We start from the raw sequence: 21,959 nt of genomic DNA, 5'->3' as shown, positions 1-21,959 counted from the left end.
CGTTCAAACAAGAGGACGGCCGGCGCGGCATGCGCCCAATAAGGAGAGGATGCCCCGATGACCGAGACGTTCCGGAACGGGATGCGGGTCAGGTGGAACTGGGGGCAGGGCGTCGGCCGCGGGCGCATCGCCGAACGCTACGAGCGCCAAGTCGAGCGCACGATCGAGGGCGCGCTGATCCGCCGCAACGGATCGCCGCGCGATCCCGCTTTCCTCATTCGCGCGGACAATGGCGGCGAGGTGCTGAAACTCGCCTCCGAACTCAGCGCGCTATAGCCGCGCGACCGATATTGGCCGTCGCCTGATCGGTTCGGCTATGGCATGGCGGGCCGATGGACGTGCCCTACATGACGGTCGATGCGCTGCTGGTCGGCGCCCCGATGCCCTTTCGCGGCGACGATTACAGCGCCATCGCCAAGCGGCCGGTCGCGGGGCCGGTGCGGATCACATGGGACGGACTGGCCGGCGATGCCGTTGCCGACCGCATTCATCATGGCGGCTGGGACAAGGCGATCCATCTTTATCCTCAGGACCATTATGATTGGTGGCGAGCGCGCAAGCCCGACATGCCCCATCTCGACGCGCCGGGCGCGTTCGGGGAGAATATCGCGTCGCGGGGGCTGACCGAAGCCGACATCTGCCTGGGCGACCGGTTCACGCTGGGCAGCGCCATCGTCGAGGTCAGTCATGGCCGGCAGCCCTGCTGGAAGCTCGATCATCGCTTCGGCACGCGCGACGCAATGGCGACCATCATCAAGACGGGCCGAGCCGGCCTCTATTTCCGCGTGATTCGCGAGGGCGAAGCAGAGGCGGGGACGCGCATGACCCTGCTCGACCGGCCGCTGCCCGACTGGGACATGGCGCGGGTCTTCCGCCTGCTGATCGGTGGCGGGCATCGAAGCGAGCGGGAGGCGGTGCGGGCGCTCGCCGGCATGCCGGTTCTGGCTGAAGCATGGCGAGACCGCGCGCGGAAACTCTCGGCATAGGCGCCCTACAACAGCCCCTTGGCCCGCAGGCTCACATGGCCCTGCGCGGCGATGATGACATGGTCGTGGACGGAGATGCCAAGCCGCTTGCCCGCGTCGATGATCTGGCGGGTGATCTCTATGTCCTGCCGGCTCGGTTCGGGCGATCCGCTGGGATGGTTGTGGACGAGGATCAAAGCCGCCGATCCCAGGTCGATCGCCCGCCTTATCACCTCGCGGGTGTAGATCGCCGCCTGGTCGATCGATCCGTCGCCCATATGGTCGTCGCGGATGAGCATGTTGCGGCTGTTGAGATGGAGGACGCGGACCCGTTCGATGCTGAGATGCGCCATGTCGGCGCGCAGATAGTCGAGCAAAGCCTGCCAGCAGCCCAGCACCGGCCGCTCCGCCACCTCGTTGCGGAGCATTCGCAACGCAGTCGCCTGCACAATCTTGATCGCGGCTACGCTGGTGTCGCCCATCCCCGGCACCTTGGCGATTGCCTGCCAGTCGGCCGCCATCAGCGGTCCGATGCCACCGAAGCTGCGAAGCAATTCCTTCGCCAGCGGCTTGGTGTCGCGCCGGGGGATGGCAAGCGCAAGAAGATATTCGATCAGTTCATGATCAAGCAGCGCCTGCCCGCCCGCCTCCGCCAGCTTCTGCCGCAGCCGGGCGCGGTGCCCCGCGCCATCATGCGTCGCCTTTGCGTCCTGATCCGCCAATCGTGCCCCCGTAAAGTGCATAAGCGACGCTATAAGCTGCAGTTTTGACGGGCAAGGATATTTCCCGTCGCCAGGACGTTGTGCTGCCGTTACGGATGTCCGCATCGCACCAAAGCCGGGGTTGCCGAGACGCATGGAAGAAGAAGACGGCGACATGGTGGTTCGCCGGGCATGGCTGCGCTGGCTGGGGGTCGGCACCGGATCGCTGGCGCTGGTCCTGGTTGCATTATGGACCCAGCGCGCGCCGATCGCCGAGAATTTCGTCACGCGCGAACTCAACCGGCGCGGGGTGCAGGCCGATTATGATCTGGTCGATGTGGGGTTTCGCACGCAGCGGATCGAAAACATCGTGCTGGGCAATCCCAGGCGGCCCGATCTGACGGCGCGCTGGGTGGAGGTCGACATCGCCTTTACGGGGCTGACGCCGCAGGTCGCGGCGGTGCGCGCTGGCGGCGTACGGTTGCGCGGCTCGCTGCAAGACGGCGCGTTGACGCTCGGTGAGTTGGATAAGTTCCGGGATCCCGCTTCCACTGCGCCGTTCAGCCTGCCCGATATTCTACTGTCGCTCGCTGACGCGCGCATGACGCTCGATACCGACGCCGGGCGGGTGGGGATGCAGATCGACGGGAGCGGCAATCTTCGCTCGGGCTTCCGGGGCAAGGTCGCCGCCGCGATGCCAAGCGGTGCGGTTGCCGGCTGCCGCCTTGCCATGGGGCGGGCGCTAATCGACCTTGCGATGACGGGCGGGCGGCCGGTGCTGCGCGGGCCGGTGCGCGCCGACGCATTGGGCTGCGGCGCCAGCGGCGTGGCGATGGCGCGCCCGGCGGCGGTCATCGACTTGACGCTGAGCCAGACACTCGACCGCTGGGCCGGACATGTCGATGTGTCGGGGCAGGCGCTCAAGGGCGCGGGGCTGGTGCTCGCCGCGCCGCAAGGGCGGGTGAGCTTCGATGGCGATGCCGCGCGGACCCAAGGGCAGGCGAAGGTCGGCGCGGTTGCGCTGAGCGGGCAGGGCGCAGCGCTGCGCGACGCGACGCTGACCGGCGACTGGGCGGTCGGGCGCCAGGGGACCAGCTTCAAGGGTCGGCTGGCGGGTGAAGACCTGCGCTTTGCCGGGCACGATCCTTTGGGTGCGCTGCGATCGGGCACGGCAGGCACGCCCGTCGCGCCGCTTGCCGCGCGCCTTGCCGACGCGGCCGAACGCGCGAGCCGGCGCAACCGGGTGGGGATGACCTTCGCGCTTGTGCAAAAGGGCGGCGCGGGCAGCATCGCGCTCACCGACGGCGGGCTCGATGCCCAGAGCGGCGCACGAGTCGGGCTGGCGCAGGGCAGTCGACTGACGATTGGCTGGCCGGGCAAGGCGTCGGGCCTCGACTGGGCGCTCGACGGCGCGGTGACAACCGATGGCGGCGGACTGCCCAAGGCAGCGCTCAAATTGGCGCGGCGGCCGGGCGGGGGTTTTGGCGGGCAATTGTTCGTCGATCCCTATGCCGCCGGCGACGCGCGGCTGGCGCTGGAGACGGTGCGATTTACCGCCGACCGGGGCGGCGCGACCCGGTTCGCAACGGCGATCCGATTGGACGGGCCTTTGCCGGACGGACGGCTGCGCGGCCTCAGCCTCCCGGTCGAGGGGCGCATTGCCGCCAACGGCGCGGTGACGATCAATCCGGACTGCGTGCCGCTAACCCTGACCGAGGCGCGCTATGGCGCGTTTGCGCTGGGGCGGACGCGCCAGACGCTGTGTCCGGCCGAGGGCGGCGCGATGCTGGCGACGGGGCCTGGCGGGCTGCGCGGCGGCATGGCGATCCGTGACCTCGCGCTCCTTGGGCGTAGCGGCGACAGCCCGATGCGGCTGACCGCCACGCAGGCGCGGATAGTGCTGGGCCGCCCCGGATTTGCGCTGGCCGACCCCGAGCTGACGATCGGGCCGCAGGACGCGCCGGTGCGGCTGACGGCCGCCAGTCTGGACGGCGCGATGACGGCTGGCGGCTTTGCCGGCAGGCTGAGCGGTGCGGGCGGGCAGATCGGCGCGGTGCCGCTGATCGTGGAGCGGGGGACCGGCGATTGGCGTTTCGACAAGGGCGCCTTGTCGCTCAAGGCGGCGATGACGGTGCGCGATTCGCAAAGTCCGCCGCGCTTCAACCCGATGCCGGTGCCCGATTTCGCGCTGATGCTGAAGGACGGTCGCATCACCGCGACCGGCACGGTAACCGCCCCGCGGGGCAGCGCCAGCGTGTCGAAGGTCATCATCGCCCATGATCTGTCCACCGGACGCGGCCATGCAGACCTCGATGTGCCCGGCCTCGTCTTCAACGCTGGGCTCCAACCCGAGGAACTCACCCCTCTGGCGCTCGGCGTCGTTGCCAATGTGAATGCGACGGTGACGGGGCAGGGGCGGATCGACTGGACCGGGGCAGGGGTGACGTCCACCGGCACCTTCCGCACCGACAACGCCAATCTCGCCGCCGCCTTCGGCCCGGTCGAGGGGCTGTCGGGGGAGATTCGCTTCACCGACCTCATCAACCTCGTCACCGCGCCGGGGCAGGAGGCGCGGATCAAGTCGGTCAATCCGGGCATCGAGGTGCGCGACGGGGTGGTGCGCTATCGGCTGGAGGCGGGGCAGAAGGTGCGGATCGAAGGGGGCGGCTGGCCGTTCTCGGGCGGCGAGCTGGTACTGTTGCCCACCACCATGGATTTTTCCGCCGATGTCGATCGCTACATGACCTTCCGGGTCGTGGGGCTGGACGCCGGCGCCTTCATCCAGGCGATGGAGCTGGACAATGTGTCGGCCACCGGCACGTTCGACGGCATCATGCCGCTGATCTTCAACGCGCAGGGCGGGCGCGTCGCCGGCGGTGTGCTGGTCGCACGGCAGCAGGGGATGCCGCCGCTGATCATGCCCGAAGGCGTGCTGCCGACCATCCCCTGCGACCCCACGCGCCAGTCGGGCGTGCTGTCCTATATCGGGCCGGTGTCGAACGAGCAGCTTGGCACCATGGGCCGCATGGCCTTCGACGCGCTCAAGAACCTGCAATATAAATGTCTGACCATATTGATGGACGGGGCGCTGGACGGCGAGATGGTGACTAACGTCGTCTTCAATGGCGTCAATCGCGGGCAGATCGGCGGCGCGCCTGCGGGGTTGGCGAGGAATTTCACCGGCCTGCCCTTCATCTTCAACGTCCGCATCGCCGCGCCCTTCCGCGGGCTGCTCGGCACCGCCCAGTCCTTCATCGATCCGTCGCAGCTGATCCAGAACAGCATCGGCGATCAAGTGCAGCAGAAGATCCGAACGGAAACGCAACAAGGTCTTGCGGTTCAGCCTGCGGAAAGCGACACAGTGCCACAAGGGGAGCCGAAATGAAGAAACGAGCGATCATGATGGCCGGTCTCGCCGGTCTTGCCCTGGGGGGGTGCATACAGGTGAAGGCCCCGGACAAGCCGATCGAGATCAACCTGAATGTGAAGGTGCAGCAGGAGGTCGTGGTGCGGTTGCAGCGCGACGCCCAGGATCTGATCCAGAATAACCCGGAGTTGTTCCCGCAATGACACGCAAGATGCTGATATTCGCCGCAGGAGCCGCGATTGCGCTGGCGAGCGGCTTGGTGATGACCGGGGTCGCGCGCGCTCAGTCGGGCGTGGTGGCGGCTGCCCTGAACGCAGGCACGGTGGGCGAACAGGCCGACGGCTATCTCGGTATTGCCGGATCGGTCGGGGCGGACGTGCGGTCGGAGGTCGAGGCGATCAACATCAAGCGCCGCGCCGCTTATACCCAGCTTGCCGGCCAGCGCGGCGTGACCGTGCAGGATGTCGCGGCCGCCACCGCTTGCCAGACGCTCGGCCGGCTGAAGCAGGGCCAGGCCTATCGCATCGGCGCGGGCGCGTGGCAGACCAAGGGCGCCGCGCCGATCAACCTGCCGGCCTACTGCGCGACGGCGGGCTGAGGCCCGGCCGTCAGCGGCGATTTCCATGAGAAAGTTGGTCGGGGAAAGAGGATTCGAACCTCCGGCCCCTGCCTCCCGAAGACAGTGCTCTACCAGGCTGAGCTATTCCCCGACCGATGCCGGAACCGCCGGTTGAAGGGCGGCCCCGCGAGGCAGGAGTGCGCCTATAGAGAGGGCTTTGGGGGCTGGCAAGCGGGAATGATGCCTTTTTTCCCGGCGGATCAGAGCAGCCCCGCCGCGCGGAAGCTGAAGCGGGCTTCGCCGGCCTGGATGACATGGTCGGCGAGGCGCAGGTCGAGCGGGCGCAGGATGCGGATGAGCGCGCGAGTCAGGGCGATGTCGGCCGGGCCGGGCGTGGGCGATCGGGTCGGCGCGCGCTGCTGGAACAGGGCGATCCAGCTGCCTTCGTCGGCGACCAAACGGCGCAGCGTGTGGCGCCAATCGGACGCCAGCGGCTCCACCCGTACCGGGCGGCCTGTCCGGTCAAGGAGGGCGAGCGTCAGTCGGTCGTCTTGCGTCATCGCCCAATGGTCGCACGCTGCTTGACCGACGCCAGCGCAACCCCGTCCGAAACGGAGGGGACAAAGCGCCATGACCTGAATGCGGGGCTGGGCTAGAAGCGGGTTACAGACTCGCTTCGCAGGACCGCCGCCTTTGACCGACATGCCCCATTATGAGCAGCAATATCTGGACCTGATGCGGCATATCTGGCGTCATGGCGACGAACGGATCGACCGGACGGGGGTGGGGACTAGGTCCATTTTGGGCGCGACGATGCGCTTCTCGCTGGCCGACGACGCCGTGCCGTTGCTGACGACCAAGCGCGTCTATTGGAAAGTCGCCGCGCGCGAGATGCTGTGGTTCCTGAAAGGGGACACCAATATCCGCGAGCTGGTGCGGCAGGGCGTCCATATCTGGACCGACTGGCCGCTCGACGCCTATCGCCGGGCGACGGGGGAGGATATCGACCGTGATGCGTTCGAGGCGCGGATCATCGAGGACGCGGATTTTGCCGCGCGCTGGGGCGATCTGGGGCCGGTCTATGGCGCGCAATGGGTGAACTGGCCGCTTTACGAGCCGGCGGGCGAGGGGCTGTACCGGCGGGCCGAAAAGGGGCGCAACCAGATTGCCGAACTGGTCGACGCGATCCGCGCGACGCCGGGATCGCGGCGGTTGCTCTTCACCGGCTGGAATGTCGCGGAGGTGCCGAACATGGCGTTGCCGCCGTGTCACATGACCTACCAGTTTCAGGTCGCGAACGGGCGGCTCAATGGCCTGCTGTTCCAGCGCAGTTGCGACCTGGGGCTGGGCTTCGCCTTCAACATATTCGGTCTTTCGATGCTGACGCGGATGCTGGCGCAGCAGACCGATCTGGAACCGGGCGAGCTGGTCTGGCAGGGGGGCGACGTGCACCTCTATCTCAACCACGCCGATCTGGTGGAGGAGCAGATTCGTCGCACCCCGGCGGGCGCGCCGAAGCTGCGGATCAACCGGCGCGCTTCGGGCATTTTCGGTTATAAAATCGAGGATTTCCAAGTGGTGGATTATACGCCGCAGAGCCATATCGCAGCGCCCGTCGCGGTGTGATTTGTACAGCGATCTGGACAGTTGTTTGGCGAATATTGGGTCAGCAAGGCTTGCCTTTGACGGCATTGAAATATAATATCCGTGCAGAGCAACATTGTTGCAATGCACAAAGGAGGCAGGATGAGCGATCTCGGAGGATCCGCGGGGCTGGACGGGCAGGCGGGGCGAAACCTGCCGCCGCTCAAGCTCCATGTGCCCGAGCCGCCGGCTAGGCCCGGCGAGGCCGCCGATTTCACCCATTTCGATATCCCCCCTGCCGGCGCGCAACCCCGCCCGGACGAGGCGGCGCAGCCCGCCGACATGCGCGACATGGCCTATGGCCTGGTGCGCGTGCTGGACGAGGAAGGAGGGGCCGTCGGGCCGTGGAACCCCAAGCTGCCGGCCGAGACGCTGTTGAAGATGCTGCGCTATATGGCGCTGACCCGCGCGTTCGACGGGCGGATGTTCCGCGCGCAGCGGCAGGGCAAGACCAGCTTCTACATGAAATCCACCGGCGAGGAGGCGGTGTCGATCGGCGCGGCCTTGGCCTTGTCGCGAGATGACATGTGCTTCCCGAGCTATCGCCAGCAGGGCATCCTGATCGCGCGCGATTGGCCCATCGTCGACATGATGAACCAGATCTATTCCAACAAGGGCGACCGGATGAAGGGCCGCCAGTTGCCGATCATGTATTCGGCGCGGGACGCGGGGTTCTTTTCCATCTCCGGGAATCTGACGACCCAATATCCGCAGGCCGTCGGCTGGGCGATGGCGAGCGCGGCGAAGGGCGACACCCGGATCGCCGCGACCTGGTGCGGGGAGGGATCGACGGCGGAGGGCGATTTCCATTCGGCCTGCACCTTTGCCAGCGTTTACCGCGCACCCGTCATCATGAATGTCGTTAATAATCAATGGGCTATCAGTAGCTTTTCAGGTTTTGCGGGAGCGGAGGCGACGACCTTTGCGGCGCGGGCGATCGGCTATGGCATTGCGGGCCTGAGGGTCGATGGCAATGACGTGCTGGCGGTCTATGCCGCGACCCGTTGGGCCGCCGACCGGGCGCGCGCCAATGGCGGGCCGACGCTGATCGAGCATTTCACCTATCGGGTCGAGGGACATAGCACCTCGGATGATCCGACCGCCTATCGCTCCGCCGAGGAAAGCAGCCTGTGGCCGCTGGGCGACCCGATCGCGCGGCTGAAGGCGCATTGCATCGGCCTGGGCATCTGGAACGAAGACCGGCACGCGGCAATGGACAAGGAGCTTGCGGAACTGGTCCGCGACGCGGCGCGCGAGGCGGAGAAGAACGGCATATTGGGCCACGGCCTGCATCATCCGATGGAGAGCATGTTCGAGGACGTGTTCGAGGAGATGCCCTGGCATCTTCAGGAGCAGAAGCAGCAGATGCTCGATGAGTGGAAGGCGGCGGGGCTGTGAGGGATTGGGTCATCAAACCTTCTCCCTCGATGGGAGAAGGATACGCAGCCTTGCGAGCGAAGCGAGTTAAGCGGAGTTGGATGAGAGTGAATGGCGACGCTGGGATTGGGCGGAGGGGGTGCTCACCCCTCACCCAGCTACGACTAGGCGGCATAGCCGCCAAGTCTTCGCAACCCTCTCCCACGCGTGGAGAGGGGGTATGACGCAGACCACGCAGATGAACATGATCCAGGCGATCAACAGCGCGCTGGACGTGATGATGGCGCGCGACCCCAACGTGGTCGTGATGGGCGAGGATGTCGGCTTTTTCGGGGGGGTATTCCGCGCGACCGCCGGGCTCCAGCAGAAATATGGCAAGAACCGCGTGTTTGACACGCCGATCACCGAATGCGGGATCATCGGCGTGGCGGTGGGGATGGGCGCATATGGCCTGCGCCCGGTGCCCGAAATCCAGTTTGCCGACTATATCTACCCCGCGCTCGACCAGTTGGTGAGCGAGGCGGCGCGGTTGCGCTACCGGTCGGCGGGCGAGTTCATCTCGCCGATGACGGTACGGTCGCCCTTCGGCGGCGGCATCTTCGGCGGGCAAACGCACAGCCAGTCGCCCGAAGGCATCTTCACCCACGTCTCGGGGGTCAAGACGGTGATTCCGTCGACCCCCTATGACGCCAAGGGGCTGCTGATCGCGGCGATCGAGGATAATGATCCGACGATTTTCTTCGAGCCCAAGCGCATCTACAACGGTCCGTTCGATGGTCATTATGATACGCCGGCCAAGAGTTGGGCGGGGCATCCGGACGCGCAGGTGCCGGAGGGCTATTACCGTATCCCGCTGGGGAAGGCGCGGATCGCGCGGGCCGGGGGGGCTCTGACGATCCTCTGTTATGGCACGATGGTCCATGTGGTCGAGAACACGGTCGCGGCGATGGGCGTCGATGCCGAGGTGATCGACCTGCGGACGCTGGTGTCGCTGGATATCGAGGCGATCGAGGAATCGGTCAGGAAGACCGGGCGCTGCCTGATCGTGCATGAAGCGACGCGGACCAGCGGCTTCGGCGCCGAACTACTCGCTTTGGTACAGGAGCGCTGTTTCTATCATCTGGAAGCGCCGATCGAGCGGGTCACCGGTTTCGACACGCCCTATCCGCACAGCCTGGAATGGGCCTATTTTCCGGGACCGGTGCGTATTCGCGAAGCCATCACCAAGATCATGAAGGATTGAGCGCATGGCGCTGTTCACATTCAAGCTGCCGGATATCGGCGAAGGCATCGCGCAGGCGGAGATCGTCGGCTGGCACGTCAAGGTCGGCGACCGGGTCGAGGAGGACCAGCCGATCGCCGACATGATGACCGACAAGGCGACGGTCGAGATGGAGAGCCCGGTCGCTGGCACAGTGGTCCGACTGGCGGGCGAACCGGGCGATCAGGTGTCGATCGGGGCGATGCTGGTGGAGATCGAGGTCGAGGGCGATGGCGCGGTTGGCGCCGCTCCCCCGCCGAGCGAAGAGACGATCGCGGCGGAGACGGCTGGGGAGGCGGTGATCGAGGAAGTTGGGGATCAGCCCGCCACCAGTGCTCTTGTGGAAGCAGCAGCCCAGAGTTCGGACGCTGTACGACAAGACCCTGGGCTTGTGCTTTCGCAGGAGCACGGTGAACGAGAGGAGCCCATCCTCGCTTCCCCCGCCGTGCGGGCGCGGGCTAAGGAGCTGGGCGTGGACCTTGCCCAGGTGAAGCCGAGCGGCGCCAACGGACATGGGCGCATCCGCCATGCCGATCTCGACGCCTATCTGCTCTACGGGGCGGGGCAGGGCTATGCGCCGGCGGGGCGTTCCGCGCGGCGCGGCGACGAGACGGTCAAGGTCATCGGGATGCGCCGGCGGATCGCCGAGAATATGGCGGCGTCCAAGCGGCATATCCCCCACTTCACCTATGTCGACGAGATCGATGTCACCGCCCTGGAGGCGCTGCGCGAGCAATTGAACGACGGACGGGGCGATCGGCCCAAGCTCACCATGCTGCCGCTGCTGATCGTCGCGATCTGCAAGACATTGCCCGACTTTCCGATGCTGAACGCGCGTTATGACGACGAGGCTGGCGTGGTGACGCGGCACGGGTCGGTGCATCTGGGCCTCGCGACACAGACCGACGCGGGATTGATGGTGCCGGTGATCCGCGATGCGCAGGACCGCAATATCTGGCAACTCGCGAGCGAGATTCGCCGCCTGGCAGAGGCCGCGCGGACGGGCAAGGCCAAGTCGGAGGAACTGAGCGGATCGACGCTGACGCTGACGTCGCTTGGGCCGCTGGGGGGGATCGCGACGACGCCGGTCATCAACCGGCCCGAAGTGGCGATCATCGGTCCCAATCGCGTGATCGAGCGGCCGGTGTTCCGGGGCAAGGAGGTGGTCGCGGCGAAACTCATGAACCTGTCGATCAGTTGCGACCATCGGGTGGTCGACGGCTGGGACGCGGCGAGCTTCGTGCAGGCGGTCAAGAAGAGGCTTGAAGCGCCCGCTTTCCTGTTCGTGGACTGAGCGAAGAACGTATAAATTCCGTTCGTGCTGAGTAGAGGTTGAGCTTGTCGAAGCGTCGTATAGAGGCACCTGTCCTTCGATACGCCATTTCGACTTCGCTCAATGGCTACTCAGGACGAACGGGTGTTTTGCAAAATGCGCTTCAGCGCGCGATGCTGCGGTAGCTGAGGCGGCCCGCCTGTCCCGGGTGGGCCGCGTCGGGTAGCAGCCATCGGACGTGGGTCACATCCTCCGCGACGGCGCGGCGGACGCCGCCGAGCGGCGTCGGCAGCCAGAGCCGGTCGAAGCGGTCCCAGTTGCGCCCGCCATCGATCGACACCTGAACGCCGGGGGCGGCGAGATCGGGTGTCAGGCCGCGCAGCGCCGTCCGGCTGGCGGCGAAGCTGCGGACCGGTTGCGCGCCCTCGTTACGCCAGTGGAGGATGACGATCACGGGTTCGCCAGGCATTGCCCGAGCCGCGCTTTCCAGCGTGCGGCGCGGGCGGCCGTTGAGGTCGGTGCTGACCCGTTCGACGAACAACTGGGTGTCCAGCCGCACCGCCGGCTGCGCCGCCGCCACGCCGCTCACCCCCATCATCGCCAGCGCGACGAGCGCCTGCCTCATGCCTTGCCCCGTTCTCATGTCCCCGCACGGGCGATAGCGGGCCGCGCCGAATATTTGGTTAAGGCGGCGTTTTGTGCGAATCATCGGCTGTGCCGAACAGCCATTGTAAATTGACGCTGCCGCGCCGCCGCTTCACATCTGGCGCATGAGCAACGGGAATCAGCCGAGCACCGCCGACCTTCAGGAGATCAACCGACGGCGCGACCGCTTGCTGGCGTCGATCGCGCTGTCAGCCGGGATTGGGCTCATGCTTGCTTTGCCCTTCGCGCTGCGGGCGGGGGCGGAATTCTTTCTGCCGCTGACCGCTGCGCTCGTGATCGCCATCGCGCTGGTGCCTCTGCTCGAATGGATGGAGCGGCGCGGCATTCCATCGGGGCTGGCCGCGCTGCTGGCGCTGATCGGTTTCCTGCTGGTGGCGAATACCGCGCTGGTCCTCATCATCGTGCCGGCGACCGACTGGTTCGCGGCGCTCCCGCAGCGGTTGCCCAAGATCCAGGCCAATCTCGCCCCGCTGATCGACCTGTATGCCAATCTCCAGCGCTTCGTGGACGAGACGGTCGACATGATCGCGAGCGGGCCGGTGGCGGCGGCACAGGCCTCCGCGGTGGACGCGCCGCGATCGCTGCTGCAGTTCGCGGCGACCAGCGCGCCGGCCGCCTTCATCCAGATGGTGTTCGCGTTGCTCATCATCTATTTCTTTCTGGCTGGCTGGACGCGGCTGCGGCGGCGCACGATCAACAGCCGTGGCAGCTTCGATGGCGCGATGGCGGTCGCGCGGGTGATCCAGAATGTCGTGGACGCGACCTCCGCCTATGTCATCACCATCGCGACGATCAACATCTGCCTGGGATTGGCCGTCGCCGTCGCGCTGTGGGTGATCGGGATGCCGTCGCCGCTGATGTGGGGCGGCATCGTCGCGCTGCTCAATTTCGTGCCCTATTTCGGGCCGATGCTGGCCGCGGCGCTGCTGGGGCTGGGCGGCCTCATGGTGTTCGACGATGTGTGGGTGGCGCTGCTGCCCGCCGCGTTGCAGATCGGCTTTCATCTGGTCGAGGCGAATGTCGTCACGCCCTTGCTGCTGGGGCGGCGGCTGACGATGAATCCGCTGCTGATCCTCGTTTCGCTCGCCTTCTGGGGATGGGTGTGGGGGACGCCAGGGGCGCTGCTGGGCGTGCCGTTGCTGATCATCATCCAGACCGTGGTGGCGGCGGCGGGAACGCCCGATATCGCAGGCTTCCTTTTCGAGCAGGGCACGCTGACGGTGGCGCCCCGCAAAGAAAATGACGAGAAAGAGGAAAGCGGGGGCGCGGACGGTTGACAGCCCCGCCCGACGCTCATAGACGGCGCTTCCACACCGAACGCGGGTGTAGCTCAGTTGGTTAGAGTGCCGGCCTGTCACGCCGGAGGTCGCGGGTTCGAGCCCCGTCACTCGCGCCACTTTCCTTGAACAGGAAGGTGGGTTTTGGTTGGTCCCGGAGGCGCATCCTCCGATGGCGTTCAGGGCCATGAACAGATGCCGCCCATGCGCGGGTGTAGCTCAGTTGGTTAGAGTGCCGGCCTGTCACGCCGGAGGTCGCGGGTTCGAGCCCCGTCACTCGCGCCACTTCCCTTAGAGGAAGTGATTTTCCCCTTCACCGCCAGCGGCCGGTTTCCATCCAGGCCAGCAGGCGCTTCAAGGGCAGCAGCCAGATCCAGATGATGCCGAGCAAAATATAGACCGGCACCTGCGCCCAGACCGGCAGCGCGCCGATATAGGGCGACAGGCTGCCGACCAGCACCGCCCAGAGCGCGATCAGGGCGACGATCGTGAGCATCCCCACGGGCTTGCGCCAACTGGGCTGATGATAGTGGCGCGGGTCGATGCTCATGATTGCTCCCCCTCGATCAGTTCGACTTCGGTAAGGATGATGTCGAGCGGCAAGTCCCAGGGATCGGCGGGCACCGCCTCCAGCTCCTGCGCCGACCAGGCGATCCCCACGCGCAGCGCGTCGGGATAGCGGGCGAAGGCGCGGTCATAATAGCCGCCGCCCTGGCCCAGCCGGTTCATCGCGCGATCATAGCCGATCAGCGGCGTCACGATCACGTCGGGGGTCACCGCGCCATTGGCGGGATCGGGATGGCTGGTGCGAAACAGGCCCGGCAGCAGCGGCTCTTCGGGATGCCAGACGAGGAAATCCATGCCGCCGAGGCGATCGAGGACGCGCGGGAGGGCGATGGTCTTGCCCATGGTAAGCAAGGGCGCGGCGAGCCGCTGCGCCGGGGCTTCTTCGTCGAGGCCCATATAGAGCGCGACGACCTGCGCGTCGGCCAGCCGGCGGCCGAGGGGAGACGGGAGAGCCTTGAACGACAAGCGGTGGGCGAGCGGATCGAGCGCCGCGACGAAGGCGCGTCTGCGCGCACGGGCGAGGGCGCGCAGGGCGGGTTTGTCGGCGGGATCGATCGTCTCGTCGCTCATGCTGGCGGGCCTTACAGGAGGCGATGGTTTGAAGATAGTAGAAGCAGGACGAAGGATCGACGTCGTGCGCCAAGGCCCTTGGGCTCCTGCTTTCGCAGGAGCAGCTATGCATCGGTCGGGGTGACGGGACCGCCTCGGTCGTTTGCTGGAAAATCCTCTGACGCCTCAACGTCAGGTGGGGACCATGTAGATCGGGCCGGAACCCGCCCAGGGACAGCCCCCTTGGATGTGATTATCGCCTCAGGGATGTTCGCTTGAAGCTCGTGCCGCGCAGTGCCCGTCGCCGACTAATCTAGGCGCGCGCGGCCGCATCGGCAAGCGTGTCGCGCAGCTTTTCTATCCGGGCCGCCAGCGATTCGACCGCGCGCGCGGCCGGTTCGTCCGCGCCCTCCAGCGGCAGGGCGTTTTGCCGCCCCGCGCTCTCGCGTTTGAGGTCGTTGAGTTCGTCCGCCAGGAACAGCGCAGCGAAGAGCAGGGTGCGGACTTCGGTCAGGCCAGGCGTCCCCTGCTGCGCCTGCCGCGCCTTCTGTTCGATCAGGGTGGCGAGGTGCGCCAGATGCGCTTCCTCCCCGTCGCGGCAGCGGATCTGATAGGGACGGCCGGCGATGTGCAGCGTGGTTTCAGCCATCGGTGCGGCTTTTCAACGTGTCGATGAGATCGTCGAGCGAGCGGAGCGCGGCGCGCGCGGCGTTCTGATCGACGGGGGAAGGGGCGGGCGTCTGGATAAGACGCGCCACATCCTGTTCAAGCCGGCTGACGGCGCGCTCCAGCGTGCCGATCGCCTGCATCATGCGGTCGCTAGCCATTTGACCGGCATAGCGAAACTGCGGCCCAAGCAAAAGCGCTTTGGTCGGGGCCGCCCGGGTTTCGGGCGCGGGCGGGCGACATGCGGTTGACGCATTGCACTTGACGGGACAAAGGGATCGCGATCCCGATTCGTCCCGCGCGCACGCGGGCCTGATGCCAATACCAGTCCAGGAAAGACGCCTGTTCCCGATGACCGTCTCCGAAAAGTCGCTCGCCAACGCCATCCGGGCGCTCTCCATGGACGCGGTGCAGGCCGCCAACAGCGGCCATCCGGGAATGCCCATGGGCATGGCGGACGTGGCGACGGTGCTGTTTGGCGATTATCTGAAGTTCGATCCGACACAGCCGAAATGGGCGGACCGCGACCGCTTCGTGCTGTCGGCGGGGCATGGATCGATGCTGATCTACAGCCTGCTGCACCTCACTGGCTATGCGCGGCCGACGATGGAGGACATCCGCAATTTCCGCCAGTTGCATTCGCCCTGCGCGGGGCACCCCGAGAATTTCGAGCTGGCTGGCGTCGAGGCCACCACAGGCCCGCTGGGATCGGGGCTTGCCACGGCGGTCGGCATGGCCATTGCGGAGCGGCATCTGAATGCGCAGTTCGGCGACGATCTGGTCGATCACCGCACCTGGGTGATTGCGGGTGACGGGTGCCTGATGGAAGGCGTCAATCATGAGGCCATCGGTCTTGCCGGCCATCTGAAGCTCGGCCGCTTGATCGTGCTGTGGGACGACAACAAGATCACCATTGACGGCGCGGTCGACCTGTCGAGCAGCGAGGACGTGCGCGCGCGCTACGAAGCGACCGGCTGGCATGTCGTGTCGTGCGACGGTCATGATGTCGCCGACGTGCACCGCGCCATCGACGAGGCGCTGGCCGATCCGCGCCCGTCGCTGATCGCCTGCGCCACCAAGATCGGCTGTGGCGCGCCCAACAAGGCGGGCACGTCCGGGGTCCATGGCAGCGCGCTGGGCGAGGCCGAAGTCGCCGCCGCGCGGGAGTTTCTGGGCTGGAGCGCCGAGCCTTTCTTTATCCCGGAGGATGTTGCGGCTGCGTGGAAGGCGATCGGGGCGAAGGGCGCAGATGTTCGCGCTGCTTGGGAAAGCCGCCTCGCAAGCAGCGACAAGGGTGCGGAATTTTCCCGTCGCATGGCCGGCGAATTGCCGGAGGGTTTCTCGCTCGACGCCTATATCGACAGCCTGATCGCCGCGCCGCAGAAGGTCGCGACGCGCAAGGCGAGCGAGCTGGCGCTGGGCGCGATCAACGACCTGTTGCCCGAGACGCTGGGCGGATCGGCTGACCTGACCGGGTCCAACAACACCAAGACCAAGTCCACCGGTCCGCTGACCGCAGACGATTACAGCGGCCGCTACGTCTATTACGGCATCCGCGAGTTCGGCATGGCCTGCGCCATGAACGGCATGGCGCTCCATGGCGGCGTGATCCCCTATGGTGGCACCTTCCTGGTCTTTTCCGACTATATGCGCGGCGGCATCCGACTGGCGGCGCTCCAGCAGCAGCGGGTGATCCATGTGCTGACCCATGACAGCATCGGTCTGGGCGAGGACGGCCCGACCCATCAGCCGATCGAGCATGTCATGTCGCTCCGCATGATCCCCAACCTCGACGTCTATCGCCCCGCCGATATCGTCGAGACGGCGGAGTGCTGGGAACTGGCGCTGAAGGATGCGACCGGCCCGTCGGTGCTGGCGCTCACCCGCCAGAACCTGCCGCAGCTGCGGACGGAAAAGACCGAGAATCTGTCGGCCAAGGGCGCTTACCGCCTCGTCGCGGCGACCGCCGAGCGCAAGGTCGTGCTGGTCGCGACCGGCTCCGAAGTCGAAATCGCAGTCGATACCGCCAAGCTGCTGGAGGAGCAGGGGATCGGCGCGGATGTCGTGTCCATGCCGAGCTGGGCGCATTTCGAGGCGCAGTCGCAGGCCTATAAAGACGATCTGCTGCCGCACCATGTGCTGCGCGCGTCGATCGAGGCGGGGACGACCTTTGGCTGGGAGCGCTATACCGGCATCGCCGGCCTGCGCTTTGGCATTGACAGCTTCGGCGCGTCCGCGCCCGCCGAAGCGCTCTACGACCATTTCGGCCTGACCGCCGCGAAGATCGCGCCGCGCATCGTGGCGGCGCTCAACAACTGAACCGAACAACAGCGAAAAGGAGGCCCGTGCAGTGGCGACGAAGGTAGCAATTAACGGTTTCGGACGCATCGGCCGCCTGGTGGCGCGCGCCATCCTGTCGCGCACGGATCATGACCTGGAACTGGTCAGTATCAACGATCTGGGCGACGCCCAGTCCAACGCGCTGCTGTTCAAGCGCGACTCGGTGCATGGCAACTGGGCCGGCGAGGTCAGCGTGGATGGAGACGCGCTGGTCATCGACGGCAAGCGCATCGCCGTTACCGCCGAACGCGACCCCGCCAAACTGCCCCACGCCGCGCAGGGCGTGGACATCGCGCTGGAATGCACCGGCATCTTCGCCGACAAGGCGAAGGCGAGCGCACACCTGACCGCCGGCGCCAAGCGCGTCGTCATCTCCGCGCCGGCCACCGGCGTCGACCGTACGGTGGTGTTCGGCGTCAACCATGACCAGCTGACCGCCGACGACATCGTCATCTCGAACGCGAGCTGCACCACCAACTGTCTCGCGCCACTGGCGAAGGTTCTTCATGACGCCATCGGCATCGAGAAGGGCTTCATGACCACGATCCACAGCTACACCAACGACCAGAACACGCTGGACCAGCTGCACAAGGACATGCGCCGCGCCCGCGCCGCCGCCCTGTCGATGATCCCGACCACCACCGGCGCGGCCCGCGCTGTGGGCGAGGTGCTGCCGGAACTGAAGGGCAAGCTGGACGGATCGTCGGTGCGCGTGCCGACGCCCAACGTGTCGGTCGTGGACCTGAAGTTCATCGCCAAGAAGGCGACGACCAAGGACGAGGTCAACGCGCTGCTGAAGGCCGCGTCGGAAGATGGGCCGCTCAAGGGCGTGCTCGGCTATTCGGACGAGCCGCTCGTTTCGATCGACTATAATGGCGATCCGCGCAGCTCGACCGTCGACAGCCTGGAAACGGCGGTGATCGACGGCACTCTCGTCCGGGTGCTCAGCTGGTATGATAACGAGTGGGGCTTTTCCAATCGCATGATCGACACGACCGGGGTTGTGGCGAAGTTTCTTTAGGATCAATCATAAGGACCGTTCGGTTCGAGCAGCTTCGAGCTTGTCGAGAAGCGTCGGTGGAGAACAGTTCTCGACAAGCTCGAACCGAACGGTATTTTTTCGCCCGGAAACAGGGAAATATTCATGACCAAGCCGTTCAAGACGCTCGATGACATGGGCGACATCGCCGGCAAGGTGGTGCTGGTGCGCGAGGATCTGAACGTGCCGATGCAGGACGGGTCGGTCAGCGACGACACCCGCCTGCGTGCGGCGATGCCGACCGTGCTGGAACTGGCGGATCGCGGCGCGAAAGTCCTGATCCTCGCGCATTTCGGGCGTCCGAAGGGACAGAAGAATCCCGAATATTCGCTGTCGAAGATCACCCGGCCGCTGACACAGGTGCTCGGCCGCGACGTGCAGTTCATTCCCGACTGCCAGGGCGAGGCCGCTGCCGACGGGATCAAGGTGATGCGGAACGGCGACATCGCGATCCTGGAAAATACGCGCTTCCATCCCGGCGAGGAGAAGAATGATCCCGCGCTGGCCGAAGCGATGGCGGCGATCGGCGACCTTTACGTCAACGACGCTTTCTCCGCCGCGCACCGGGCTCACGCCTCCACCGAGGGGCTGGCGCACAAGCTGCCCGCCTATGCCGGGCGGTCGATGGAGAAGGAACTGGACGCGCTTCAGGCCGCGCTGGGCGAGCCGGTGACGCCGGTCGCGGCGGTCGTGGGCGGCGCGAAGGTGTCGACCAAGCTTGACGTGCTCAACAATCTGGTCGCCAAGGTCGATCATTTGATCATCGGCGGCGGCATGGCGAACACCTTCCTCTACGCGCGCGGCGTGGATGTGGGGAAATCGCTGTGCGAGAAGGATTTGGCTGACACCGCCGAGGCGATATTCTACAAGGCGGAAGCGGCCGGCTGCACCATCCACCTGCCCTATGACGTCGTGGTGGCGAAGGAGTTTGCCGCGAACCCGCCGTCGGTCCGCACCTGCAACGTGCATGAGGTCGCCGAGGACGAGATGATCCTGGACGTCGGACCCGCCGCCGTCGAGGCGCTGGGCGATGCGCTCAAGAATTGCCGCACTCTGGTATGGAACGGCCCGCTCGGCGCATTCGAGATCGCGCCGTTCGATGCGGCGACGGTCGCACTGGCGAAAACGGCGGCGGCGCTGACCAAGGAAGGTCAGTTGACGTCTGTCGCCGGCGGCGGCGACACGGTGGCGGCGCTCAACCATGCCGGCGTGGCGGCCGACTTCAGCTTCGTGTCGACCGCCGGCGGCGCGTTCCTGGAATGGATGGAGGGCAAGGACTTGCCTGGCGTCAAGGCGCTGATGGGCTGATCTGGCCCGGCGCCTTCTCGCGCAGGAGCGGCACCAGCAGGGCGTTCAGGGCGTTGAGGTCGAATGCGCCCGATTTGGCGTAGCGCAGCACGCCGGCGCGATCGATCACGAAGTTGGTGGGGACGCCGGTCAGCGGGCCGTAGGGGCCTTTGATCCGGCGGACCGAGGGCATGGCCATCGCCGCGAACAGCTTTTTGAGGCGCGGGAGGGGAACAGAATCCTCGGTGGTGATGGCATAGACCTTCAGCCCGTGCTTCTGCTGCATCGCGTAATAGGCGTCGAGCGTGGGCAGTTCGGTGCGGCAGGGCACGCACCATGTGGCCCAGAAATTGAGCACCACCACCTGGCCCTTGAGATCGGCGAGCGACACCTTGCCGCCATCCACCAATGTCAGGTCGAAATCCGGGGCGGGGGCCCCGACGACGGGTCTCTGAGCCGCCCCAGCCGACGTTACGACGGGGATCGCGAGCGCGAAGGCGCCGATCAGCCATGATTTCATGCAAGCCCCCGCCCCTTTGTTCCGCCGCATGATAGCAGCGGCGCGTCCCCACGCCAGCCTGCCGAACAGAGGCTTATGTTTTCTTGCGGTGCGGCATGGGACTGGCTAACAGCCCATCAAGACGGGGCGCGCGGGCGTGCCCCTCCGACCGGGCGGGCGATTGGAGCGCCTGCCTTCCCGCTTTCACGCCGCCACAGGGGGCCGCGTGCACAAGAGAAGGTATGTGCAGATGCTGGATCAGGATATGAAGAACAAGATTGCCGAGGGAAACGGCTTCATCGCCGCGCTCGATCAGAGCGGCGGGTCGACGCCCAAGGCGCTGAAGGGCTATGGGATCGAAGAGGGTGCCTGGGCCAATGAGGAGGAGATGTTCGGTCTGATCCATGCGATGCGCAGCCGGATCATCACCTCGCCTGTGTTCACCGGCGACAAGGTGCTGGGCGCGATCCTGTTCGAACGGACGATGGACGGCACGGTCGATGGCAAGCCGACTCCGGCGGCCCTGATCGAGCGGGGCGTCGTCCCCTTCATCAAGATCGACAAGGGGCTGGAGGACGAGGCGAACGGCGTGCAGCTGATGAAGCCCATGCCGGACCTCGACGCGCTGCTCGCCCGCGCCAAGGGGCTGGGCGTGTTCGGGACGAAGGAGCGCTCGGTCGTCAACCTTGCCAACCGCGAAGGCATCGCCGCGGTCGTCGCGCAGCAGTTCGAGGTGGGCCGTCAGGTGTTGGCCGGCGGCCTCATGCCGATCATCGAGCCGGAAGTGAACATCAAGTCGCCCGAGCGCGCCGAGGCGGACCAGATCCTGCTGGAGGAAATCCTCAAGAATCTCGACGCGCTGCCAGAGGGCGAGCAGGTGATGTTGAAGCTGTCGCTGCCCGCCAAGGCCGGCCTCTTCGATCCGCTGGTCGATCATCCCAAGGTACTGCGCGTCGTCGCCCTGTCGGGCGGGTTCAGCCGCACCGAGGCGTGCGCGGAACTGGCGAAGAATCGCGGCATCATCGCGAGCTTCAGCCGCGCGCTGCTCAACGACCTGCGCCATCAGATGAGCGATGACGAGTTCAACGCATCGCTGAGCGAGGCGATCGACGAAATCCATGGTGCGTCCACGGCCAAGCAGCCGGTCGCGGCCTGAAGGATGGAACAGGCGGGGCTGACATGCCCCGCCTTTTCCTTGGCGCGTGCGCCCGAGCGGCTATAAGGCGCGCATGACCGATTTTACCGATGACGAACTGGCGCTCGATCCGCATTTCGCCGACCAGTTCGAGCAGGGCTTTCGCCCCGCCTGCCAGCTCTACCTGATCTCGCCGCCCACGATCGAGGCGGATTTCGCGGACCGGCTCCGCGCCGCATTTGACGGCGGAGACGTCGCGGCGTTCCAGTTGCGGCTCAAGCGGCTGGACGAGGATGTGATCGCACGGGCGGCCGAGCCCTTGCAGCGCCTTTGCGCCGAGCGGGAGATCGCTTTCATCATCAACGACAGCGCCGCGCTGGCCAAGCGGCTGGGCGCGGACGGGGTGCATCTGGGGCAAGGCGATGGCGACCCGAAGGCGGCGCGGACGCTGCTGGGGCCGAAGGTGCAGATCGGCGTCACCTGCCATGACAGCCGCCATCTGGCGATGGAAGCAGGCGAGGCGGGGGCCGATTATGTCGCGTTCGGCGCTTTCTACCCCACCATGACCAAGGAGACGATTCATCGGCCCGATCCGTCGATCTTGGGATGGTGGACGACCCTGTTCGAGCTGCCCTGCGTCGCGATCGGCGGGATCACGGCGGAAAACGCCGCGCCGCTGGTAGCGGCGGGCGCGGATTTCCTGGCGGTGAGCGGGGCGGTTTGGGGGCACCCGGACGGGCCGGGCGCGGGGGTAGCGGCGTTCGGCGACTTGCTTGGCCGACGCTGA

Annotated in this window: 23 protein-coding genes and 3 tRNA genes; 17 read left to right on the top strand and 9 right to left on the bottom strand. The window is 66.4% G+C overall.

What is annotated here, in order from left to right; genetic code table 11:
• Window positions 1-57: 57 nt before the first annotated feature.
• A complete protein-coding gene (locus tag ACETPF_RS18290; RefSeq protein ID WP_373936033.1) occupies window positions 58-276 on the top strand; it encodes a hypervirulence associated TUDOR domain-containing protein in 219 nt (72 codons plus the stop codon).
• Window positions 277-332: 56 nt separating this feature from the next.
• Window positions 333-986: an MOSC domain-containing protein gene (locus ACETPF_RS18285; RefSeq protein ID WP_373936032.1), complete on the top strand. Its 654-nt coding sequence runs from the start codon at window positions 333-335 to the stop codon at window positions 984-986.
• A 5-nt stretch (window positions 987-991) separates the two neighbouring features.
• Here the strand turns inward: ACETPF_RS18285 and radC are convergent, their stop codons facing one another.
• Window positions 992-1,687 carry a RadC family protein gene (gene radC, locus ACETPF_RS18280; protein WP_373936060.1) on the bottom strand — a complete coding sequence of 232 codons (696 nt, stop codon included), beginning with the start codon at window positions 1,685-1,687 and terminating at the stop codon, window positions 992-994.
• A 133-nt stretch (window positions 1,688-1,820) separates the two neighbouring features.
• On the opposite strand from radC, the gene ACETPF_RS18275 reads away from it, so the two are divergent.
• The 3 genes from ACETPF_RS18275 to ACETPF_RS18265 are packed head-to-tail and all read left to right on the top strand — an operon-like array spanning window position 1,821 to window position 5,631.
• Entirely contained in the window at window positions 1,821-5,051 is a 3,231-nt protein-coding gene (locus tag ACETPF_RS18275) for an intermembrane phospholipid transport protein YdbH family protein (RefSeq protein WP_373936031.1), read from the top strand.
• Window positions 5,048-5,236 carry a YnbE family lipoprotein gene (locus tag ACETPF_RS18270; protein WP_328278408.1) on the top strand — a complete coding sequence of 63 codons (189 nt, stop codon included), beginning with the start codon at window positions 5,048-5,050 and terminating at the stop codon, window positions 5,234-5,236. Before ACETPF_RS18275 ends, ACETPF_RS18270 begins: the two co-directional genes overlap by 4 nt.
• Complete coding sequence (locus ACETPF_RS18265; RefSeq protein ID WP_373936030.1) at window positions 5,233-5,631, top strand: YdbL family probable chaperone protein; 399 nt, start codon at window positions 5,233-5,235, stop codon at window positions 5,629-5,631. Before ACETPF_RS18270 ends, ACETPF_RS18265 begins: the two co-directional genes overlap by 4 nt.
• Window positions 5,632-5,666: 35 nt before the next feature.
• Here ACETPF_RS18265 and ACETPF_RS18260 read toward each other — a convergent pair.
• Window positions 5,667-5,743: transfer RNA gene (locus ACETPF_RS18260), tRNA-Pro, on the bottom strand.
• 109 nt (window positions 5,744-5,852) lie between these two features.
• Complete coding sequence (locus ACETPF_RS18255) at window positions 5,853-6,152, bottom strand: JAB domain-containing protein (RefSeq protein WP_373936029.1); 300 nt, start codon at window positions 6,150-6,152, stop codon at window positions 5,853-5,855.
• Between the two features lie 142 nt (window positions 6,153-6,294).
• On the opposite strand from ACETPF_RS18255, the gene thyA reads away from it, so the two are divergent.
• From thyA to ACETPF_RS18235, 4 genes are all read left to right on the top strand, one after another.
• On the top strand, window positions 6,295-7,218 hold the full coding sequence (thyA, locus tag ACETPF_RS18250) for a thymidylate synthase (protein ID WP_373936059.1): 924 nt from the start codon (window positions 6,295-6,297) through the stop codon (window positions 7,216-7,218).
• A 120-nt stretch (window positions 7,219-7,338) separates the two neighbouring features.
• Window positions 7,339-8,634: a 3-methyl-2-oxobutanoate dehydrogenase (2-methylpropanoyl-transferring) subunit alpha gene (locus tag ACETPF_RS18245; protein WP_373936028.1), complete on the top strand. Its 1,296-nt coding sequence runs from the start codon at window positions 7,339-7,341 to the stop codon at window positions 8,632-8,634.
• A 217-nt stretch (window positions 8,635-8,851) separates the two neighbouring features.
• Window positions 8,852-9,856 carry an alpha-ketoacid dehydrogenase subunit beta gene (locus ACETPF_RS18240; RefSeq protein ID WP_373936058.1) on the top strand — a complete coding sequence of 335 codons (1,005 nt, stop codon included), beginning with the start codon at window positions 8,852-8,854 and terminating at the stop codon, window positions 9,854-9,856.
• A gap of 4 nt (window positions 9,857-9,860) precedes the next feature.
• Window positions 9,861-11,168 carry a dihydrolipoamide acetyltransferase family protein gene (locus tag ACETPF_RS18235; RefSeq protein ID WP_373936027.1) on the top strand — a complete coding sequence of 436 codons (1,308 nt, stop codon included), beginning with the start codon at window positions 9,861-9,863 and terminating at the stop codon, window positions 11,166-11,168.
• 142 nt (window positions 11,169-11,310) lie between these two features.
• Here ACETPF_RS18235 and ACETPF_RS18230 read toward each other — a convergent pair whose 3' ends face one another.
• Window positions 11,311-11,772 carry a hypothetical protein gene (locus ACETPF_RS18230; protein WP_373936026.1) on the bottom strand — a complete coding sequence of 154 codons (462 nt, stop codon included), beginning with the start codon at window positions 11,770-11,772 and terminating at the stop codon, window positions 11,311-11,313.
• 145 nt (window positions 11,773-11,917) lie between these two features.
• Here ACETPF_RS18230 and ACETPF_RS18225 point away from each other — a divergent pair, with 145 nt between their 5' ends.
• The 3 genes from ACETPF_RS18225 to ACETPF_RS18215 all read left to right on the top strand — a co-directional run bounded on the left by ACETPF_RS18225 (window position 11,918) and on the right by ACETPF_RS18215 (window position 13,375).
• Entirely contained in the window at window positions 11,918-13,090 is a 1,173-nt protein-coding gene (locus ACETPF_RS18225) for an AI-2E family transporter (RefSeq protein ID WP_373936025.1), read from the top strand.
• A gap of 42 nt (window positions 13,091-13,132) precedes the next feature.
• Window positions 13,133-13,209, top strand: a tRNA-Asp gene (locus tag ACETPF_RS18220).
• A gap of 89 nt (window positions 13,210-13,298) precedes the next feature.
• Window positions 13,299-13,375, top strand: a tRNA-Asp gene (locus ACETPF_RS18215).
• Window positions 13,376-13,403: 28 nt separating this feature from the next.
• On the opposite strand, the gene ACETPF_RS18210 is transcribed toward ACETPF_RS18215, so the two are convergent.
• The 4 genes from ACETPF_RS18210 to ACETPF_RS18195 form a co-directional block, all read right to left on the bottom strand.
• Window positions 13,404-13,640: a DUF2842 domain-containing protein gene (locus ACETPF_RS18210; RefSeq protein ID WP_373936024.1), complete on the bottom strand. Its 237-nt coding sequence runs from the start codon at window positions 13,638-13,640 to the stop codon at window positions 13,404-13,406.
• On the bottom strand, window positions 13,637-14,227 hold the full coding sequence (locus ACETPF_RS18205) for a 5-formyltetrahydrofolate cyclo-ligase (protein ID WP_373936023.1): 591 nt from the start codon (window positions 14,225-14,227) through the stop codon (window positions 13,637-13,639). Before ACETPF_RS18205 ends, ACETPF_RS18210 begins: the two co-directional genes overlap by 4 nt.
• Window positions 14,228-14,519: 292 nt before the next feature.
• Window positions 14,520-14,855 carry a cell division protein ZapA gene (locus ACETPF_RS18200; protein WP_373936022.1) on the bottom strand — a complete coding sequence of 112 codons (336 nt, stop codon included), beginning with the start codon at window positions 14,853-14,855 and terminating at the stop codon, window positions 14,520-14,522.
• Window positions 14,848-15,033: a hypothetical protein gene (locus ACETPF_RS18195; RefSeq protein ID WP_373936021.1), complete on the bottom strand. Its 186-nt coding sequence runs from the start codon at window positions 15,031-15,033 to the stop codon at window positions 14,848-14,850. The genes ACETPF_RS18200 and ACETPF_RS18195 overlap by 8 nt, the downstream gene beginning before the upstream one ends.
• Before the next feature lie 190 nt (window positions 15,034-15,223).
• Here ACETPF_RS18195 and tkt point away from each other — a divergent pair, with 190 nt between their 5' ends.
• From tkt to ACETPF_RS18180, 3 genes are all read left to right on the top strand, one after another.
• Window positions 15,224-17,191 carry a transketolase gene (gene tkt / locus ACETPF_RS18190; RefSeq protein WP_373936020.1) on the top strand — a complete coding sequence of 656 codons (1,968 nt, stop codon included), beginning with the start codon at window positions 15,224-15,226 and terminating at the stop codon, window positions 17,189-17,191.
• Window positions 17,192-17,222: 31 nt separating this feature from the next.
• A complete protein-coding gene (gene gap, locus ACETPF_RS18185; protein ID WP_373936019.1) occupies window positions 17,223-18,233 on the top strand; it encodes a type I glyceraldehyde-3-phosphate dehydrogenase in 1,011 nt (336 codons plus the stop codon).
• 123 nt (window positions 18,234-18,356) lie between these two features.
• Window positions 18,357-19,559: a phosphoglycerate kinase gene (locus ACETPF_RS18180; RefSeq protein ID WP_373936018.1), complete on the top strand. Its 1,203-nt coding sequence runs from the start codon at window positions 18,357-18,359 to the stop codon at window positions 19,557-19,559.
• Here ACETPF_RS18180 and ACETPF_RS18175 read toward each other — a convergent pair.
• On the bottom strand, window positions 19,540-20,058 hold the full coding sequence (locus ACETPF_RS18175; protein ID WP_373936017.1) for a TlpA family protein disulfide reductase: 519 nt from the start codon (window positions 20,056-20,058) through the stop codon (window positions 19,540-19,542). The genes ACETPF_RS18180 and ACETPF_RS18175 overlap by 20 nt on opposite strands.
• A gap of 229 nt (window positions 20,059-20,287) precedes the next feature.
• On the opposite strand from ACETPF_RS18175, the gene ACETPF_RS18170 reads away from it, so the two are divergent.
• Together ACETPF_RS18170 and thiE are read left to right on the top strand one after the other, a co-directional pair.
• Window positions 20,288-21,193, top strand: a complete 906-nt coding sequence (locus ACETPF_RS18170) for a fructose bisphosphate aldolase (RefSeq protein ID WP_373936057.1) — start codon at window positions 20,288-20,290, stop codon at window positions 21,191-21,193.
• Window positions 21,194-21,266: 73 nt separating this feature from the next.
• The gene (gene thiE / locus ACETPF_RS18165; RefSeq protein ID WP_373936016.1) at window positions 21,267-21,959 is read left to right on the top strand and encodes a thiamine phosphate synthase; all 693 of its coding nucleotides are present in this window, start codon (window positions 21,267-21,269) and stop codon (window positions 21,957-21,959) included.

This window comes from Sphingobium agrisoli, assembly GCF_041877245.1.
GTDB lineage: Bacteria > Pseudomonadota > Alphaproteobacteria > Sphingomonadales > Sphingomonadaceae > Sphingobium.
The sequence above is the reverse complement of the archived record's forward strand: the minus strand, read 5'-3'. Positions and strand labels throughout refer to the sequence as shown.

Coding starts and splice junctions, on each gene's coding strand:
- tkt (WP_373936020.1), top strand. CDS start 15,224: ATGACCGTCTCCGAAAAGTCGCTCGCCAACGCCATCCGGGCGCTCTCC.
- ACETPF_RS18245 (WP_373936028.1), top strand. CDS start 7,339: ATGAGCGATCTCGGAGGATCCGCGGGGCTGGACGGGCAGGCGGGGCGA.
- ACETPF_RS18225 (WP_373936025.1), top strand. CDS start 11,918: ATGAGCAACGGGAATCAGCCGAGCACCGCCGACCTTCAGGAGATCAAC.
- ACETPF_RS18265 (WP_373936030.1), top strand. CDS start 5,233: ATGACACGCAAGATGCTGATATTCGCCGCAGGAGCCGCGATTGCGCTG.
- ACETPF_RS18285 (WP_373936032.1), top strand. CDS start 333: ATGGACGTGCCCTACATGACGGTCGATGCGCTGCTGGTCGGCGCCCCG.
- ACETPF_RS18240 (WP_373936058.1), top strand. CDS start 8,852: ATGAACATGATCCAGGCGATCAACAGCGCGCTGGACGTGATGATGGCG.
- ACETPF_RS18175 (WP_373936017.1), bottom strand. CDS start 20,058: ATGAAATCATGGCTGATCGGCGCCTTCGCGCTCGCGATCCCCGTCGTA.
- ACETPF_RS18170 (WP_373936057.1), top strand. CDS start 20,288: ATGCTGGATCAGGATATGAAGAACAAGATTGCCGAGGGAAACGGCTTC.
- thiE (WP_373936016.1), top strand. CDS start 21,267: ATGACCGATTTTACCGATGACGAACTGGCGCTCGATCCGCATTTCGCC.
- ACETPF_RS18255 (WP_373936029.1), bottom strand. CDS start 6,152: ATGACGCAAGACGACCGACTGACGCTCGCCCTCCTTGACCGGACAGGC.
- ACETPF_RS18180 (WP_373936018.1), top strand. CDS start 18,357: ATGACCAAGCCGTTCAAGACGCTCGATGACATGGGCGACATCGCCGGC.
- ACETPF_RS18210 (WP_373936024.1), bottom strand. CDS start 13,640: ATGAGCATCGACCCGCGCCACTATCATCAGCCCAGTTGGCGCAAGCCC.
- ACETPF_RS18235 (WP_373936027.1), top strand. CDS start 9,861: ATGGCGCTGTTCACATTCAAGCTGCCGGATATCGGCGAAGGCATCGCG.
- ACETPF_RS18195 (WP_373936021.1), bottom strand. CDS start 15,033: ATGGCTAGCGACCGCATGATGCAGGCGATCGGCACGCTGGAGCGCGCC.
- ACETPF_RS18230 (WP_373936026.1), bottom strand. CDS start 11,772: ATGAGGCAGGCGCTCGTCGCGCTGGCGATGATGGGGGTGAGCGGCGTG.
- thyA (WP_373936059.1), top strand. CDS start 6,295: ATGCCCCATTATGAGCAGCAATATCTGGACCTGATGCGGCATATCTGG.
- ACETPF_RS18200 (WP_373936022.1), bottom strand. CDS start 14,855: ATGGCTGAAACCACGCTGCACATCGCCGGCCGTCCCTATCAGATCCGC.
- ACETPF_RS18290 (WP_373936033.1), top strand. CDS start 58: ATGACCGAGACGTTCCGGAACGGGATGCGGGTCAGGTGGAACTGGGGG.
- ACETPF_RS18205 (WP_373936023.1), bottom strand. CDS start 14,227: ATGAGCGACGAGACGATCGATCCCGCCGACAAACCCGCCCTGCGCGCC.
- ACETPF_RS18275 (WP_373936031.1), top strand. CDS start 1,821: ATGGAAGAAGAAGACGGCGACATGGTGGTTCGCCGGGCATGGCTGCGC.
- ACETPF_RS18270 (WP_328278408.1), top strand. CDS start 5,048: ATGAAGAAACGAGCGATCATGATGGCCGGTCTCGCCGGTCTTGCCCTG.